This is a genomic window from Agrococcus beijingensis (assembly GCF_030758955.1).
Taxonomy (GTDB): domain Bacteria; phylum Actinomycetota; class Actinomycetes; order Actinomycetales; family Microbacteriaceae; genus Agrococcus; species Agrococcus beijingensis.
Genome location: NZ_CP132360.1, coordinates 788,500 through 804,488, shown reverse-complemented (window position 1 = coordinate 804,488; position 15,989 = coordinate 788,500). Strand labels below are relative to the sequence as shown.

The 15,989-nt window shown below is 70.7% G+C and carries 17 protein-coding genes; 8 read left to right on the top strand and 9 right to left on the bottom strand.

What is annotated here, in order from left to right:
• Positions 1 to 31: 31 nt before the first annotated feature.
• From Q9250_RS03750 to Q9250_RS03740, 3 genes are read right to left on the bottom strand one after another with little or no spacing between them, the layout of a single operon-like run.
• The gene (locus tag Q9250_RS03750) at positions 32 to 862 is read right to left on the bottom strand and encodes a MetQ/NlpA family ABC transporter substrate-binding protein (protein ID WP_306233256.1); all 831 of its coding nucleotides are present in this window, start codon (positions 860 to 862) and stop codon (positions 32 to 34) included.
• Positions 863 to 908: 46 nt separating this feature from the next.
• The gene (locus Q9250_RS03745) at positions 909 to 1,727 is read right to left on the bottom strand and encodes a methionine ABC transporter permease (RefSeq protein WP_306233255.1); all 819 of its coding nucleotides are present in this window, start codon (positions 1,725 to 1,727) and stop codon (positions 909 to 911) included.
• A complete protein-coding gene (locus Q9250_RS03740) occupies positions 1,724 to 2,710 on the bottom strand; it encodes a methionine ABC transporter ATP-binding protein (protein ID WP_306233254.1) in 987 nt (328 codons plus the stop codon). The genes Q9250_RS03745 and Q9250_RS03740 overlap by 4 nt, the downstream gene beginning before the upstream one ends.
• 197 nt (positions 2,711 to 2,907) lie before the next feature.
• Here Q9250_RS03740 and Q9250_RS03735 point away from each other — a divergent pair, with 197 nt between their 5' ends.
• Positions 2,908 to 3,078 (top strand): hypothetical protein, encoded by a 171-nt coding sequence (locus Q9250_RS03735; RefSeq protein WP_306233253.1) that lies wholly within the window; start codon positions 2,908 to 2,910, stop codon positions 3,076 to 3,078.
• Positions 3,079 to 3,192: 114 nt separating this feature from the next.
• On the opposite strand, the gene Q9250_RS03730 is transcribed toward Q9250_RS03735, so the two are convergent.
• On the bottom strand, positions 3,193 to 4,335 hold the full coding sequence (locus Q9250_RS03730; protein WP_306233894.1) for an acyl-CoA dehydrogenase family protein: 1,143 nt from the start codon (positions 4,333 to 4,335) through the stop codon (positions 3,193 to 3,195).
• A gap of 271 nt (positions 4,336 to 4,606) precedes the next feature.
• On the opposite strand from Q9250_RS03730, the gene Q9250_RS03725 reads away from it, so the two are divergent.
• On the top strand, positions 4,607 to 5,791 hold the full coding sequence (locus tag Q9250_RS03725) for a CaiB/BaiF CoA transferase family protein (RefSeq protein WP_306233252.1): 1,185 nt from the start codon (positions 4,607 to 4,609) through the stop codon (positions 5,789 to 5,791).
• A gap of 28 nt (positions 5,792 to 5,819) precedes the next feature.
• Here Q9250_RS03725 and Q9250_RS03720 read toward each other — a convergent pair whose 3' ends face one another.
• Positions 5,820 to 6,716, bottom strand: a complete 897-nt coding sequence (locus tag Q9250_RS03720) for a LysR substrate-binding domain-containing protein (protein ID WP_306233251.1) — start codon at positions 6,714 to 6,716, stop codon at positions 5,820 to 5,822.
• Positions 6,717 to 6,814: 98 nt separating this feature from the next.
• Between Q9250_RS03720 and Q9250_RS03715 the strand changes: the two genes are divergently transcribed.
• Complete coding sequence (locus Q9250_RS03715) at positions 6,815 to 7,636, top strand: hydantoinase/carbamoylase family amidase (RefSeq protein ID WP_306233250.1); 822 nt, start codon at positions 6,815 to 6,817, stop codon at positions 7,634 to 7,636.
• A gap of 44 nt (positions 7,637 to 7,680) precedes the next feature.
• On the top strand, positions 7,681 to 9,009 hold the full coding sequence (locus tag Q9250_RS03710; RefSeq protein ID WP_306233249.1) for an MFS transporter: 1,329 nt from the start codon (positions 7,681 to 7,683) through the stop codon (positions 9,007 to 9,009).
• Positions 9,010 to 9,182: 173 nt separating this feature from the next.
• Here the strand turns inward: Q9250_RS03710 and Q9250_RS03705 are convergent, their stop codons facing one another.
• Together Q9250_RS03705 and Q9250_RS03700 are read right to left on the bottom strand one after the other, a co-directional pair.
• Complete coding sequence (locus Q9250_RS03705) at positions 9,183 to 10,904, bottom strand: nuclease-related domain-containing DEAD/DEAH box helicase (RefSeq protein WP_306233248.1); 1,722 nt, start codon at positions 10,902 to 10,904, stop codon at positions 9,183 to 9,185.
• A 21-nt stretch (positions 10,905 to 10,925) separates the two neighbouring features.
• The gene (locus tag Q9250_RS03700) at positions 10,926 to 11,324 is read right to left on the bottom strand and encodes a DUF3054 domain-containing protein (protein ID WP_306233247.1); all 399 of its coding nucleotides are present in this window, start codon (positions 11,322 to 11,324) and stop codon (positions 10,926 to 10,928) included.
• Positions 11,325 to 11,640: 316 nt separating this feature from the next.
• Here Q9250_RS03700 and Q9250_RS03695 point away from each other — a divergent pair, with 316 nt between their 5' ends.
• From Q9250_RS03695 to Q9250_RS03685, 3 genes are read left to right on the top strand one after another with little or no spacing between them, the layout of a single operon-like run.
• The gene (locus tag Q9250_RS03695; RefSeq protein WP_306233246.1) at positions 11,641 to 12,222 is read left to right on the top strand and encodes a cation efflux transmembrane domain-containing protein; all 582 of its coding nucleotides are present in this window, start codon (positions 11,641 to 11,643) and stop codon (positions 12,220 to 12,222) included.
• Between the two features lie 49 nt (positions 12,223 to 12,271).
• The gene (locus tag Q9250_RS03690) at positions 12,272 to 12,463 is read left to right on the top strand and encodes a hypothetical protein (RefSeq protein WP_306233245.1); all 192 of its coding nucleotides are present in this window, start codon (positions 12,272 to 12,274) and stop codon (positions 12,461 to 12,463) included.
• Positions 12,464 to 12,482: 19 nt separating this feature from the next.
• Entirely contained in the window at positions 12,483 to 13,358 is an 876-nt protein-coding gene (locus Q9250_RS03685) for a potassium channel family protein (protein ID WP_306233244.1), read from the top strand.
• A 70-nt stretch (positions 13,359 to 13,428) separates the two neighbouring features.
• On the opposite strand, the gene Q9250_RS03680 is transcribed toward Q9250_RS03685, so the two are convergent.
• Both Q9250_RS03680 and Q9250_RS03675 read right to left on the bottom strand, forming a co-directional pair.
• Positions 13,429 to 13,800 (bottom strand): hypothetical protein, encoded by a 372-nt coding sequence (locus Q9250_RS03680; protein ID WP_306233243.1) that lies wholly within the window; start codon positions 13,798 to 13,800, stop codon positions 13,429 to 13,431.
• A 73-nt stretch (positions 13,801 to 13,873) separates the two neighbouring features.
• Positions 13,874 to 14,587, bottom strand: a complete 714-nt coding sequence (locus Q9250_RS03675) for a TetR/AcrR family transcriptional regulator (protein WP_306233242.1) — start codon at positions 14,585 to 14,587, stop codon at positions 13,874 to 13,876.
• A 145-nt stretch (positions 14,588 to 14,732) separates the two neighbouring features.
• On the opposite strand from Q9250_RS03675, the gene Q9250_RS03670 reads away from it, so the two are divergent.
• Complete coding sequence (locus Q9250_RS03670; RefSeq protein ID WP_306233241.1) at positions 14,733 to 15,983, top strand: alpha/beta fold hydrolase; 1,251 nt, start codon at positions 14,733 to 14,735, stop codon at positions 15,981 to 15,983.
• The last annotated feature ends 6 nt before the right edge of the window (positions 15,984 to 15,989 follow it).

Genomic DNA, 15,989 nt, shown 5'->3' with positions numbered 1-15,989 from the left:
ACCCCCGTGTCGAGAGTCGGCTCCCTGTCGGTCAGTTCTCGACCGGGATGATCAGGCCGGTCCACGTCTCGAACATGTACTCCTGCGTCTCGGCCGACGTGAGCAGCTCGTAGAGCTTCGCGATGCGCGGGTCGTCCTGCAGCTCGGGTGTGGTGGCGAGGATGTTGAAGTAGTCGGAGTCGTCGGTCTCGGTGAGGATCGCGTCGTCGCCCGTCAGGCCGGCCGGCAGGGCGAACGAGGCGGTGACGAACACCGCGTCGTTGTCGGGCAGCGCCAGCGGCAGCGTGGCGTTCTCGACCTCGGTGAACGCGAAGTTCTTCGGGTTGGCGGTGATGCCGTCGAGGTTCGTGGCGTCGTCGGCGATCTCGATCAGGCCCTCGGCCGCGAGGATCTCGAGCGCGCGCGCCTCGTTGGTCGGGTCGTTGGGGATGGCGATCGAGGCGCCGTCCTCGAGGTCGTCGAGCGACGAGAGCGACTCCGAGTAGAACGCGGCGGCCGGCAGGTAGACCTCGCCGACCGAGACGAGCGAGCCGCCGGCCTGCGAGTTGTAGGTCTCCATGAACGTGGCGTTCTGGAAGAGGTTGGCCTCGGTCGAGCCGTCGGTGAGGGCCGGGTTGGGCGTGTTGTAGTCGGTGAACTCGACCCACTCGATGTCGAGGCCGGCCTCCTCGGCGAGGTTCTCGTCGACCCACGTGAGCAGGTCACCGGCGGGCACGGGCAGCGCGCCCACGCGGATGGTGCCGAGCGAGCCGTCCTCCGGCGCCTCGGGGGCGGCGGCGGGCGACGAGCAGGCGGCGAGCGCGGCGACGGCGATGCCGGCCACGACGGTGGTCGCCAGGCGGCGACGGATGCTGATGGTCATGGTGCTTCCTTCGGTGAGGGGTTCAGGGGCGGATGCGCGACGCACCCTAGATCTGTCGGGGCGTGTCGAGATCGAGGTGGGCACGGGCATCCGCCACCGCACGGTTCGACTCGGTGGAGCCGCCGTCGGCGGGAGCGGCCCCGACACCCTTGCCGCGCCGGGTCACGGGCGCGCCGAGCTGCCGGGCGAGCGCGGTCAGCGCCCACTGGATGACCTGCACGAGCGCGAAGAGGATGACGACGACGCCGACGATGTGCACCCAGCTGTAGCGCTGCATGCCGTAGGTGAGGGCGACGTTGCCGAGGCCGCCGCCGCCGACGACGCCGACCATCGCCGAGAAGTTGATGATCGACGTGATGGTGGTGGCGGTGCCGAGCAGGATCGACGGGGTCGCCTGCGGCAGCAGCACGCGCCGCACGAGCAGCCAGCGCGAGGCTCCGAGCGAGTCGGCAGCCTCGAACAGGCCCGGGTCGACCTCGCGCACGGCGATCTCGACGACGCGCACGAAGAACGGGATCGCGACGAGCGTGAGCGGCACGATCGCGGGGCCGGTGCCGATGAACGAGCCGAGCAGCCAGCGGGTGAAGGGGATGAGCGCGATCATCAGCACGATGAACGGCACCGAGCGGCCGAGGTTGACGATGAAGCCGAGCACGGCGTTGATGGCGCGGCCGAGCGCGCGCGAGCCGAGCGGCGCCTCGAGGAACCGCCCCTGCTCGGTCCCGACCAGGATGATGCCGAGCGGCAGGCCGACGACGAACGTGATCGCCATCGCGACCGCCGTCATGTACAGCGTCTCCCACGTGCCCTCGAGCAGCACGGCGATGAGGTTGGGCCAGAACTCCGGCGCGGTGGGGTCGATCATGCGAGCACCTCCCAGGCGGTGACGCCCTGTGCCGTGAGCTTGTCGATGACCTTGAGGGCGACGGATGCGTTTCCGGGCACGGCGAGGCGGGTGCGGCCGGCCTGGCGGCCGCCGATGGTCTCGAGGGCGGCGCCGAGGATCGAGACATCGAGCCCGAAGTCGCGGGCGAGCTGGGCGATGATCGGGCGATCGGCGCTCAGGCCCGTGTAGGTGATGTCGATGATGCGGTGACCCGGCGTGTAGTGCGCCTCGCCCACCGGGAAGAGCTCGGCGGCGATGGCGCTGCCGGGGGTGCGGATGAGGTCGGCGAGCGAGCCCTGCTCGATGACGCGGCCGTGCTCCATGAGCGCGGCGGCGTCGGCGATGCGCTTGACGACCTCCATCTCGTGGGTGATGAGCAGCACGGTGAGGCCGAGCTCGCGGCTGAGCCGCTTGATGAGCTCGAGGATGCTTCGGGTCGTCTCGGGGTCGAGGGCGCTGGTGGCCTCGTCGCTGAGCAGCACGTCGGGGCCGCTCGCGAGGGCGCGGGCGATGCCGACGCGCTGGCGCTGCCCGCCGGAGAGCTGCGCCGGGCGGTCGTCGGCGCGGTGCGCGAGGCCGACGAGGTCGAGCATCTCGAGCGCCTTCGGGCGGCGATCCTTCTTAGCTGTGCCGACGGCCTCGAGCGCGAACTCGACGTTCTGCGCGACGGTGCGGTTGCCGACCAGGTTGAAGTGCTGGAAGACCATGCCGATCTTGTGGCGGGCGGCGAGCAGCGCCTTGCCCTCGAGGCTCGTGACCTCGACGCCGTCGACGACGACCCGGCCGGAGTCGGGCCGCTCGAGCGCGTTGACGGTGCGGAGCAGCGTGCTCTTGCCGGCGCCCGACTGGCCGACGACGCCGAAGATCGAACCGCGCGGCACCTCGATCGACACGTCGTCGAGTGCGACGACGGCGTCGGGGCCGTCGCCGAAGCGGCGGCTGACGTGCTCGATCGAGATCATGGAACTCCAAGCGGGGGCGCGGCCGGCGCCCTGCAGTGTGGTCTGGTTCGCCCGTCCTCGGTGGCGGGCTATCTGACATTGTCCCGCAGATTGGTCGCTAGGTCGAGCACGTGTCCCGGCGACACGGTTAGAGCGCCGTGACAGGGCGCGAGCTTCGACGCTGAGCTCTCGGTCGTGGAGCCGAATAGCATGTGGCTATGGATCAGGGTTCGAATCCCTTGACCGCACATTGCCGACGCTCGACAATCGACGACCGGGTCACCGCGATCCCACGGGAGGTACACACCGTGCCGCCGGTGAGCGAGGGCTTGGAGTTGAAGCGCGACGCCGATGTACTCGGCACGACGCAGTCTCTCGCCGGCGAGTAGCGCCCTGGCGGGCTTCCCGAGCGGTCAGACCCGCTCTGCTGACGCCGCGACGAGGGCCCGCGCCGGGTCGATCGACTGGCGTGCGGTCGTCTCGCCGTCCGGCCGGATCCCGACTCAGCCGCGGAACGCGGGGATGCCGGTGATTTGGTTGCCGAGGATGAGCGTGTGGACCTCGTCGGTGCCCTCGTAGGTGCGCACGGACTCGAGGTTGTTTGCGTGCCGCAGCGGCGAGTAGTCGAGGGTGATGCCGTTGCCGCCGAGCACCGCGCGCGCCTCGCGAGCGATGTCGATCGCGATGCGAGTGTTATTGAGCTTCGCGACTGAGATCATGTGGTGCTCGAGGGTACCGGCGTCCTTGCGCCGCCCGAGTTGCAGCGCGAGCAGTTGTGCCTTCTGGATCTCCAGCGCCCAGTTGACGAGCTTGAGCTGGGTGAGCTGGTAGCCGGCGAGCGGCTTGCCGAACTGCATGCGGTCCAGCGCGTAGGCGAGCGCAGCGTCGAAGCTGTCGCGGGCGGCGCCGACCGCGCCCCAGGCGATGCCGTAGCGGGCCTCGTTCAGGCAGGAGAAGGGGCCGCTGAGGCCATTCGCGCCGGGCAGGAGCGCATCGGCCGGCAGCCGCACGCGGTCGAGCGCGATGTCGCACTGGATCGACGCTCGCATCGAGAGCTTCTGCCCGATGGGGGTTGCGGTGAAGCCCTCCGCGTCGGTCGGCACGATGAACCCGCGCACTCCCTCGTCAGTCGCGGCCCAGATGATCGCGATCTGCGCGATCGACGCCAGGCCGATCCACCGCTTCGCACCGTCGATCACCCACTCGTCGCCGTCTCGGCGAGCGGTGGTTCGCATGCTCGACGGGTCGGAGCCTGCCGTCGGCTCGGTCAGCCCGAAGCAGCCGATCACCTCGCCCGCGGCCATGCGCGGCAGCCATGTCTGCTTCTGCTCCTCGGAGCCGTGCTTGACGATCGCCGTCATCGCGAGCGACCCCTGCACCGACACGAAGGTGCGGATCCCGCTGTCGCCCGCCTCGAGCTCCTGCATCGCGATGCCGTACTCGACCGCGGAGCGCCCCGCGCATCCGTAGCCCGTGATGTGCATGCCGAGCAGACCGAGCTCGGCCATCTCAGGCACCAGCTGGAGCGGGAACACCGCGGCGTCGTACCACTCAGCGATGTTGGGGCGGATTCGGCGGTCGACGAACTCGCGCACGCCGTCGCGGACGGCGAGCTCGCGCGCGCTCAGCTCCTCGTCGAGCCGCATCAGGTCGCTGGCGCTGCGCACGGCGCTGCTGTCGATGGTCACGGAGACTCCTTCTCTCGGTCTGCGTGACCAGTGTGGGGGCAGTCACCGACTGATGCTCCGCGAGCGCACGTTTGGTATCGATCGATGTCGATCGAGCATCAGTAGCCCGGCGGACGGCATCCCGCAGGGAGGCTCGACCCGTCCGCTCAGCGAGTCGCGACTGGTCGCCGGCAGTCTGCGCGGAGCCGCGCCTCGTCATGTACCTGGGCGCGGAGCGAAGGAGCATCAAGTGATTGCAGCGACCGACTATGAGTCGATCTTCGAGCGCCCCTTCGGCGGGCCGCTCGCGGGCGTGGTGGTCGCGGACCTCAGCCGCGTGCTCGCGGGTCCGTACGCGACCATGCTCCTCGCCGACATGGGCGCGCTCGTCGTCAAGGTCGAGAGTCCGCATGGCGATGACACCCGGGGCTGGGTGCCGCCGGTGCGCGACGGGGTCGGCACCTACTACCTGACCGCCAACCGCAACAAGTACTCGATCGCCATCGACTTCTCCGATCCTGAGCAGCTGGCGCTCGCGAATCGGATCGTCGACCGTGCCGACGTCCTGGTGGAGAACTTCCGGCCGGGGGGCCTCAAGCGGTTCGGGCTCGACGCCGAGACGGTCCGCGCTCGGCACCCAGAGCTGATCTACGCCTCGGTGACCGGCTTCGGTTCGAAGGGCGGCGCCGACCTGCCCGGCTACGACCTGCTCGCGCAGGCCGTCTCGGGCCTGATGTCGTTGACTGGCGAGGCTGAGGGCGATCCTCTCAAGGTCGGGGTCGCCGTGGTCGATGTGATCACAGGCCTGCATGCAACCGCAGGCATCCTCGCCGCGCTGCACGCGCGCAGCGCGACAGGGACCGGCGACCGCATCGAGACGAATCTCCTGTCCTCGATCCTGTCAGGTCTCGTGAACCAGGCGTCGGCGCACGTCGCGGCTGGCATCGTTCCCGCCCGCATGGGCAATGAGCATCCGAGCCTGTACCCATACGAACCGTTCCCGACCGCCGATCGCCAACTCGTGATCGCCGTCGGCAACGACCGTCAGTTCGCGCATCTGTGCGAGGTGGTAGGGCTGCCGGACGCGCCCGCCGATCAGCGCTTCGCGACGATGGGTGCCCGGAACGCGAACCGCGCGCTGCTCCGCGAGCTGCTCGTGGAACGGCTGCGGACGGCTGGGGCGGATGTGTGGTTCGACGCGCTCCGTGCCGCGGGGGTGCCGTGTGGGCCGATTCAGGGCATCGACGGCGGCGTTCGTCTTGCCGATCAGCTTGGCCTCGAACCGATCGCGCTCGCGGGCCCGCCTGGCTCCGGTGTTCCCACCGTCCGTCACCCTGTCAGCTACGAGAACGCCAAGGTCGACTACTCGCAAGCGCCGCCTGCGCTGGACGGCGACCGCGGGCGAGTGCTGCGCTGGCTCGCCAGCGAGCGCTGACGGCATCGCCGCACCCGCGGTAGGCGCATCACGCGCCGTCGGAGAAGACGCGGCGGGAGACGTCGAGCACGGCCTGCACGGCAGGATCGACAGACCCGGACCGCCAGGCGAGCCGGACCGCGACCGCGCCGAGGTCAGCCGTCAGCGGGCGGAACTCGACGCCGCGCGCCGGGAGGTTGTCGCGCACGCCCGAAAGCGTCAGCGCGATGCCCTCGCCGGCGTTCACGAGCAGCAGCTCCGTCGCGGAATCCGGAGCCGTCTGCACGATCCGTGGCACGAACCGCCCTTGCAGGCCGAGCATGTGGAGGCGGTTCGAGAGCGTCGCGCCGCTGCCTCCTGGCAGCACCACCCACGGTTCTGCTGCCAGGTCGTCGGGCCGCAGCTCGCTGCGCCGCGCGAGGCGGTGGTGCGACGGCAGCGCGACGAGGAGCGACTCGCGCGCGATCACGCGCGAGCCCACCTCCCGGGGCAGGAAGTCCCACCGGCCGAGGAGGACGTCGAGGCTGCCGTCGCGCAGCCGCTCGAGGCCAGGATGCGAGAGCTGCGCGCTCTCGAGCTCGACCGTCAGGCCCGGGTGCGCGCGCCGTACCCCCTTGATGAGGTCTGCGACGAGGTGATTGACTGACGCTCCCGCGAAGCCGAGCCGAACGCGACCGGTCTCGCCTGTCGCCGCGCGACGCACGATCTCGTGCATCCGCTCGGAGAGCGTCACGAGCTCTCGCGCCGGACCGACGAGCGCCTCGCCCTGCACCGTGAGCGTGACATCGCGGGTGGTGCGCGCGAAGAGCGCCGCGCCGAAATCCTGCTCAAGCTGCCGGATCAATCGGCTGAGCGCCGACTGCGCGATGTGCAGCCGCGCCGCCGCACGCCCGAAGTGCAGGTCTTCGGCGAGGGCCAGGAAGGCGCGGGCCTTGCGGATCTCCACCAGCACACGGTAGCGGTCGAGCTCCGGACGGCGCGCCCGACCGGGTCTCGCTAGAGTTGCTGCCCGATTGACCACAGCCCGTCGGCCCTGTCGCCGGTGTGCTGCTGCCCGAGCACCTCGACATGCAGGGCACGAGCGGCGCGACGCTCGGCAGCACGATGGAGCGCTTCGGGCTCGACCCGCAGCGCGCGCTCGCGAACGCCTGGCAGCCCGGCTCGCTCCACGCCTACATCGAGCTGCACATCGAGCAGGGTCCGATGCTCGAGCGCTCGGGCGACGAGATCGGCATCGTCACGGCGATCGCTGGCATCGACCGACTGATGGCGACCTTCACCGGCCGCCAGGACCATGCGGGCGCGACGCCGATGGACGCACGCATGGATGCGCTGACTGCGGCTGCATCCGCCGTGCTCACGATCGAGCGCGAAGGCTGCGGGGCGCCGGTGCACGGCGTCGCCACCACCGGGCGCATCGAGGCGTACCCGGGCTCGTTCAACATCGTGCCCTCCGAGGCGCGGCTGTGGGCCGAGCTGCGCTCGACCGACTCGGAGTGGCTGAGCGGCGTGAAGGGTCGCCTCGCCAAGGACATCGGGCTCGAGGCCGAGCGCCGGGGAGTCGGCCTCATGATCGAGTGGCTGACCGACCAGGATGCAGTGCCCACGTCGCCCGCGATCCGCGACCTCATCGCCAAGAGCGCCGACCGGCTCGGCTACTCCTGGAAGGCGGTGCCCTCGGGCGCCGGCCACGACGCCGCGCACCTCGCCCACCTCGGGCCGATGGCCATGATCTTCATCCCCTCCGTCGGTGGTCGCAGCCACGCGCCGGAGGAGTTCACCCCGACGGACGACATCGTGCGCGGTGTCGACGTCCTCATCGATGTGCTCACCCAGCTCGATCGCACCGAAGCGCTGCTGGCCTGAGCCGACCACCCACCCGTCCGATCTCCTCTATCCCAAGGGCTCCCATGACCATGACCTCCTCCGCCTCGCCGCCCGACGCCGCGCGCTCGAAGCAGAAGGATCCGCTCAAGAAGGTCGTCGCCGCCGCAGCCGCCGGCAACGCCCTCGAGTGGTTCGACTTCTCGAGCTACGCCTTCTTCGCCGCCTACATCAGCGCGAACTTCTTCATGCAGGGCGACACCGGCTCAGGCATGATCGCCACGTTCCTCGTCTTCGCGGTGGGCTTCATCGCCCGCCCGCTCGGCGCGATCGTGCTCGGCTCCTACCGTGACACGCACGGGCGCAAGGCCACGCTCATGCTGACCGTGTCGCTCATGGCCGTCGGCACCTTCATCATCGGCTTCGCCCCGCCCATCTGGGCGATCGGCATCGGTGCGCCGATCCTGCTCACGATCGGCCGGCTCTTCCAGGGCTTCTCCGCGGGGGGCGAGATCGGCGGCGCGACCTCGTACCTCGTGGAGAAGGCCCCGCCGGAGCGCCGCGCCGGCCTCACCGGCTGGTTGCAGGGCTCGATGGGCATCGCGAACGCGATGTCGGCGCTGCTCGGCGTCATCATCACCTCCGCCTTCCCGGAGGAGGAGATCGTCGCGTGGGCGTGGCGCATCCCCTTCTTCGTCGGCCTGCTGATCGTGCCCGTGGCCATCTACATCCGCAAGCAGCTCAACGAGACCGAGGAGTTCCTCCAGATGAAGGAGGACCTCGGCGCGAAGAAGCAGACGCCGATCCGTGATCTCTTCCGCTCGTACCGGAAGCAGCTGCTCGTGGCGGCGCTCATGGCGATCCTCTGGCAGGTGAGCGTCTACGCGCTGGTCATCTACTCGACCGTCTACTACGCGTCGGATGCGGCCGGCCTGGGCTTCACCTCGAACGAGGCGTTCTGGGCGTCCCTCGCCGGCAACCTCGTGATGATCTTCGCCTGCGTCTACGCCGGCCGCCTCGCTGACCGGTTCGGCACCCGCCGCACCCTGCGCTGGACGACCTGGGCGCTCATCGTCGTGCCCGTGCCGGCGCTCGCGCTGCTGCACGCCGTGCCGACGCTGCCCATGCTGATCGGCATCCACATCGTGCTCTGCGTGGCGGTGTCGGGCTTCGCCGGCATCATCCCCTCGGCGCTCGCGCGAGCCTTCCCGCCCGAGGTGCGCTCGACCGGCACCTCGTTCTCCTACAACATCGCCGCGATCTTCTTCGCCGGCTTCACGCCCGCGCTGATGACCTGGGCGATCGGCTTCACGCCGCTCGCGACGGGCATTTACGTGGCGCTCGCGGGTGTCGTCGCGCTCATCACGCTGCCGTTCTTCACCCGGATGGTCGCCAAGCAGGAGTCGTTCGACTGACGCGGGCGGGCCATCGGGCCCGCTCCTCCTCGCAGGTCCCCACGGCCGGCTGCGCTCCAGCCGAACGCGGGGACCTGCTCGTGGAGGGGACGGAGAGGGCTCGGAGCTGCGGTCTCTAGACCGGTGTCGCGCCCGAGCACACGGGTCCCGTCAGGTCTGCTGGCTCCCTAGGGCTACGGCACGCGGTCGGCGACCTCGTCGGCGCTCGTCAGCACGATGAGCCGCTCGGTCGCTCGGGTCGCGCCGACGTAGAGGAGGTCCTGCCAGTTCGGGGTGGCGTCGTCGACGTCGGTCAGCACGACCACCGGAGCCTCGAGCCCCTTGAAGAGGTGCACGGTGCCCCATCGGATACCGGGACCGTCCGCGCCGTCGGGCGCCAAGGCATCCGCCACAGTGCCCGTCGCGGTGCGGGCAGCGGAGGCGCGGCGCGGGGAGAGCAGGAGGATGTCGCGGGACTCCCAGCCCTCCTCCCACACGTCGCGCAGCACCTGCTGCAGCAGCCGCTGCTGGTGCTCGGCGCTGTCGAACCGCAGCACCTGGCCGCAGTCGGCGCCCACCTCGGCGCGGTCGTACTGCGCGTAGACGTCGTCGCCGAGCAGCTGCTCGACGAAGGCGGCGAGCTCGGGGCGCTGGCGCACGTTGCGGGTGACGGTCATGCGGCCGGCGTCGGGGAGGCGGGCGAGGAGCGCTTCTCGTCTCGATACGCCCGGCTCCGTCGGGCTACTCGACGAGCGTGACTGGCGCGGGCGGTAGATGTCCTGCCCGTCGAAGTCGCCGGCCACGACCACCCGCGCGCCGGCGAGACCGCCCACCAGCAGGCTGTCGAGCACGTCGAGGGTGGAGTCGCGCGCGAGATCCTGCGCCTCGTCGGCGACCAGGCACGTGTAGGGAGGTTCGAAGTCGGGCGCCCGCGTGACGGCGAGCGTCTCGTTCGGCAAGGTGCCGTTCCACCAGGCGTCGTCGGCGTCGTCAGGGGGCGTGAGGCCCGTGAGCGCGAGCATCAGCTGGTGCACGCGCGCGACGGTCAGCTCGGAGCGGTCGCGCAGGCGGTGCCGCAGGTCGGCCTCGAGCTTGCGGTTGAAGCACGTCAGCAGCACGCGCTCGTCACGGTTGGCGGCCTGCAGCGCCGCGCGCACGGCGATGTTCGTCTTGCCGGTGCCCGCCGGACCCTCCACGACGAGCCGCGGGTAGTGGGCGAAGTACTGCAGTGCCTCCTCCTGGCGCTCGGTCGCCTCGCGCAGGTCGCGCTCGCGGGCTTCGCGAGCATCGGCGGTCACCTGCTGCCAGGTCACCGGCGGCGTCAGGAGCTCGCGCGCCTCGGCGATGTCGTCGGCGGTCGGCCGCCCCTCCTCGTAGCGCACGCCGCGACGCCGCAGCTGCTCCTCGCCCGCGCGCAGTGCTTTCACGATCTTCGTGACGAGGTGCCCGGGCTGCAGGTCGGGCCGCGTCAGGGTGACGTCGGGCGTGACGTCGACGCGCGCCTCGAGCTGCGCGACGAGCTCGCCGCCGCGGTTCGGGAACCACACCGCGTGCCAGATCGGGTACCGCGGGTCGTAGGCGCGACGCATGACCCACGACCGCAGGCTGCGGGCGTTCTCGATCGCCTGGTCGTAGGGGGAGCGATCGGTGGGCTCCTGGCTCCCGAGCCGCCACAACCCATCCGCCCCCACCTCGATGCGGTCGTGCGACTTCACCTCGATGACGAGCATGCCTTCGCCCGGCACCATGACGACGAAGTCGGCCTCGCCCTCGACCTGCGTCTCGTGGTGGCGGATGCGCATGCCGTGCCACACGACCCAGCCGTCGATGCCGGGGTGGTCGCGGAGCGCCTCGAAGACCTTCACCTCGCCCGGCGGGGTGCCGGGCCGGATCTTGGCGGGGATCATCGTGGCCATGGGCTCAACGTAACCGAGGCGTCAGCGGCGGCGGCCTCGGCGCACCAGCGCTGCGATTGCGCGCCAGCCCACGAGCATGAGTAGCAGCGTCAGCGTCGCGACGATGACGAAGGGCAGCGCCGTGCCCTGGCCGAGGAGGGTGCGCAGCAGCATGCCGCCGCCGACTGTCACGAGCCAGACCGGCACGCCGGTGCGCAGCGGCGCGAGGGGCCGGCGCCAGACGAGGCTGACGACCCAGCCGACGGCGAGCGCGATAAGGAACGGCAGCGCGGTCATGCCGACGCCCCAGAGGGTCAGCCCCTCGTCGTGGCTCGCCCGGCCGATGGCGGCGAAGACGACGACGAGGATGGCGTCGGCGGCGAGGGCCAGCAAGGCGGGTCGAACCGACGTGGCGGCGGGCGGTCGATTCGGACCGGTCACCTCGTCACGGTAGCCCGCTGGGCCGCCGTGGGACGGCTCGGCCGGCAGCGCACAAGTCGCCGACCGTCGGCGTCAGCGCAATGGTGGCTTCGGGAGCCATGTCGGGCCGAGTCTGTTCGAAGCGTCCCCGCCGCCGCCCCAGGACGTGTTGCACACAACGCACGTCATCGAGCCGTTGGGTTCGCGCACATACGTGCCGTAGCTCTCGCACATCGGGCACTCGCCTGACTCCGCCATGCGCCGACCATAGCGGCGAGCACCGGTGCCTCGCTCGGCAGCACACCGCCGCGGCCGACCACCTGCCACGATGATGCGCATGCAGAGCCTCCGTCGTGTCGTGCTGATCGTCGCCCTGCTCAACCTCGCCTACTTCTTCGTCGAGGTCGGGGTGGCGCTCGCGATCGGCTCGGTGTCGCTCTTCGCCGACAGCGTCGACTTCCTCGAGGACGCGCTGATCAATCTGCTGATCTTCGCGGCGATCGGCTGGTCGGCCTCGCGCCGCAAGCTGGTCGGCTCGGTGCTCGCCATCGTGATCCTGGTGCCGGCGGTCGCCACGATCTGGATGGCCGTCAGCAAGGTGCTCGACCCCTACCCGCCCGAACCCGTGCCGCTCACGCTCGCTGCGGTCGGCGCGCTCCTCGTCAACCTCAGCTGCGCGCTGCTGCTCGTGCGGCACCGCCACCACAGCGGCAGCCTGACGAAGGCGGCCTGGCTCTCGGCCCGCAACGACAGCATCGCCAACCTCGCGATCGTCGCCGTCGGCATCCTCACCTTCTGGTTCGCGACCGGTTGGCTCGACATCGTCGTGGGCGTCGCCATCGGACTGCTGAACGCCGACGCGGCCCGTGAGGTGTGGCAGGCGGCGCGCGACGAGACCGGTGCCGACCCGCAGCCCTGAGCTCGCCAGCGCGCTGCGCGGCGGACTCCGCGGCCGGTAGCCTCGCGACATGGACGAGTCGACGATCACCCCGGTGGAGCTCTCGCGCGAGCTGGGCATGGACCGCAAGGGCAAGCAGATCCGCGGCTTCCTGCGCAACCCGACCGATGGCGGCGGCCCGTTCGAGGGGCACGAGATCGGCACCGAGTGGCACCTGACCCCCGAACAGGCGGAGCGCATCCGCAACCACTTCACGCGCTGACCCCGGCACGGAGCCCGTGATGGATGTGGCGCTGACGGTCGCAGGGGCGCTGATCGTCGCGCTCGGGCTGCGCGACATGTTCCACACGCTCCTCCACCCCGTCGGCCGCGGCAGGCTGACCCGCAAGGTGCTCGCGATCGTCTGGCGGCTGTCGCGCGCGACCGGCCACCGCGCGGGCTCGGCCGCCGGAGCCACTGGCATGATCGTCGTGATCACGCTCTGGATCGCGCTCCAGGTGGTGGGCTGGGCACTCATCTACCTGCCGCGCATCCCCAAGGGCTTCAGCTACTCGCAGGGCATCGACGCGAACGACTACACGCCGATCGGCGAGGCCCTCTACTTCTCGTTCGTGATGCTCACCACGCTGGGCCTCGGCGACATGACGCCCGTCGACCCGTTCGTGCGTGCCGTCTCGCCGATCGAGGCGCTCACCGGCTTCGGGCTGCTCACGACGGCGCTCGCCTGGTTCTCGCAGGTGTATCCGCCGATGTCGCGACGCCGGGCGCTCGCGCTGCAGATCGACGGGCTTGCGGAGGCCGGCTACGCCGCCGCGGTGCCGGAGGTCGATGCCGGTTCCCTCTCGCGCACGCTCGACTCTCTCGCGCTCGAGATCGCCCGCGTGCGGGTCGACTTCGCGCAGCACGCCGAGGGCTTCTACTTCCAGGAGCAGAACCAGGAGCTCTCGCTCGCACGCCAGCTGCCCTACGTGCTCGTGCTCCGCGACGCGGCACTGCGGCGACCCGAGCTCGCGGTGCGGCTGAGCACGCACCAGCTCGGCACGGCGATCGACCAGCTCGGTGCCGCCCTGCGCGGGGAGTTCCTGCGGGCCGGGGAGGACGTCGCCGAGGTCTTCGCCGCCTACGCGGCCGACCATCGCCACGACCCGCGCGGCTGACACAGCGGCAGCGCGGCGGCCCCTCGACCGGCGGAGCGCCGATGAGGAGCCGCCGCCGCGGCCAGACGGGCTACTCGGCCAGCGCCGCCTCGCGCCGGTACCCGGCGCCCTTGTGGACAGCCGGCTGCTGCGGGCCGGCCCCGGTGAACGCCTCGCGCAGCGTGAGCCCGACCGGCTCGTCGCCGGCCTCCGGCAGCAGGCCGCGATGCCGCAGCGGACTGCTCAAACTCGCGGCCGATCGGCATGAGCAGCCCCCGCAGCGACAGGTGGTCGGCACGCCCTCCCAGCCGACGACGCCGAGCAGGATCGCGCCGCTGCCGCGCAGCCGCTCGATGCCGTCGGCTGGCATCATCGAGCCGGTCGCCGCGTAGCGCTCGCACGACCAGTCGAGCTCGTCGTAGTCGAACGCGATGCCGTGGCGGCGGCCGACGGCATCGAGCACGGCGTGGCGGGGGAGAAAACCTCGCTGCCGATGCCGTCGCCGGGGACGAGCGCGATGCGGTGCCGCATAGCTTTCACTGCTCGATCTTCTCCTGAATGGGCTGCGGCCCTAAACGGCCGTGCTCTGTGATGAGCGGGCGCAGCATCACGTCGAGGCGCTCCGCGAGACGATCCCAGGTGGCAGAGATCGTCAGGTTGCGGGCCGGGCTGCGCAGTACTTCGTGGATGTAGGTGCCGTTGACGTTGCGAGCGACGAGCAGCGCGTCGACGTCGTCGCGCAGTGCGCCCGACTGCTGGCCGGCCGCGAGGATCCTCTGCACGCGGGCGATGACACGGTCGCCCGCGAAGGTGCTCTTCGGGCCCAGCGTGCTGCCGAACTGCAGCCCGGCCGTCACATACTGTGCGACGTTCACCGGATCGGCGACGTAGTAGTGGATGCGGGCTCGGTAGATCTCGGTGATCCGATCGAGGAACCACTGCGCGGGAGGCGACGGGGGAGCCTGCGCCTCGGTGCGGTCGTCGGCCTGCTCGAGCCGATCGAGCAGGACGTCCTGCTTGCTGCCGATGACGAGCAGCAGCAGATCGCTCTTGTTCGGCACGTAGCGGAATAGCGTCGCCTCACCCACCCGCGCGGCGTGCGCGATCTCGCGTGTCGTGACCTGGTCGAACCCCCTCTCGGCGAACAACTGCTCTGCTGCGCTGAGGATGCGAGCGAGCCGCTCCTGGCGATTGCGCTCGCGGAGGCCGAGCGGCTCGTCGCCGTCCGGCGCGGTGGGGGTAGTCGTCATCACGCTTCCTGAGTCTGGGCAGGCAGTCAGCACTGCCGTTGCGGCTGAGGATTTCGGCTGCGACGGATCGGCCCTAAAGTGAGAGTGTAATCCGTTCCAGAGTCTGCTTGCTAGTGCCGGGGCAGCCATAGCCATCGGGGGTCCCGTGATATCGAGCGTTCTGGTCGCGTTCCGCGAGCGGATCCGTGAGCGTGCAGCCGATGCGGGGCTGGCTCGGGCGCTCCGTGATCTCGAGTCGCACGAGGTGGCGTTCGTCAGCGGCACCGGGGCCGGCGCCGCGCACGGCGTGATCGCGATCGGCGCCCACGGCATCGAGTTCCTCCGCGAGCACGCCGGCGCCGAGCCGCTCCCGCAGCTGACAGCGACCGGATCCGAAGCGGCTTGGGAGGCGCTGCTCGCCGGCGAGCGCAGCTGGGTGGCGTCGACCAACGCGGCGCTCGGATCGATCCGCATCGCAGGCGACCCGGTGGTCTGGGCCTGGCTGACGCCGATCCTGTCGCGCCTGTTCGCCCCGCGCGCGACGATCGCAGTCCCCGTGGGCTCAATCGTTGGAGCCCACGCAGACACCTCGACCGTGACCGGCCGGTACGTCGAGGTCCGCGGCGTCCAGGCCTACTACGAAGCGACCGTAGTTGCGAACCCCGCGGCGGATGAGGTGCCGCCGGTGCTCTTGCTGCACACCGCCGGGCGCGATGGGCGGCAGTGGCACGCGGTCATGGAGCGGCTCGGCGCCTCGCATCGCCTCTACGCCCCCGACCTCCCCGGCCACGGCAAGAGTTGGCCGCAGCACCCTGAACCATGCCTGAGCGATATCGAGGAGATCGCCCGCTGGCTGCTGGAGTTTATGACGGCAGTCGGCCACGAGCGGTTCGTCGTCGCCGGGACGTCGGTCGGCGGCAACCTAGCGCTGCTGCTGCCCGCGTTGTCATCGCGCGTGCTCGGGTCTGTCGCCTTCCAGGGCAGCGACCACAGCCCGACCATCTCCGAGACGGCGCTGCAGCTGATGGAGCACCCGCGCGTGTCGCTGCCGTTCTCGAGCATGGATCAGGCGCTGAGCCTCGTCGGTGAGCGCGCCGTTCCGGAGGCCCGCGCGATCATCGAGTGGAGCATCCTGACCCTCAGCCCGCCCCCGCAGCGCGGCGACCTCACCGCCTACACGCGCACCGACACCCGGCACCTGATGGCGAGCATCGGCTGCCCGGTCACGCTCGTGCACGGGGATCAGGACTGGCTGGCGACGCGCGAGATGGTGGAAGCTGCGGCCAGCCGCATCGTCAACGCGCCGGACCTGCAGGTGGTCACCATGCCCGGGATCGGCCATTACCCCCACCTCGAGGCCCCCGACACCGCGGCGGCGCTGATCGAGCAGATGGCTCGGTCGGTGCAGCCGGGCTGAGCCGGA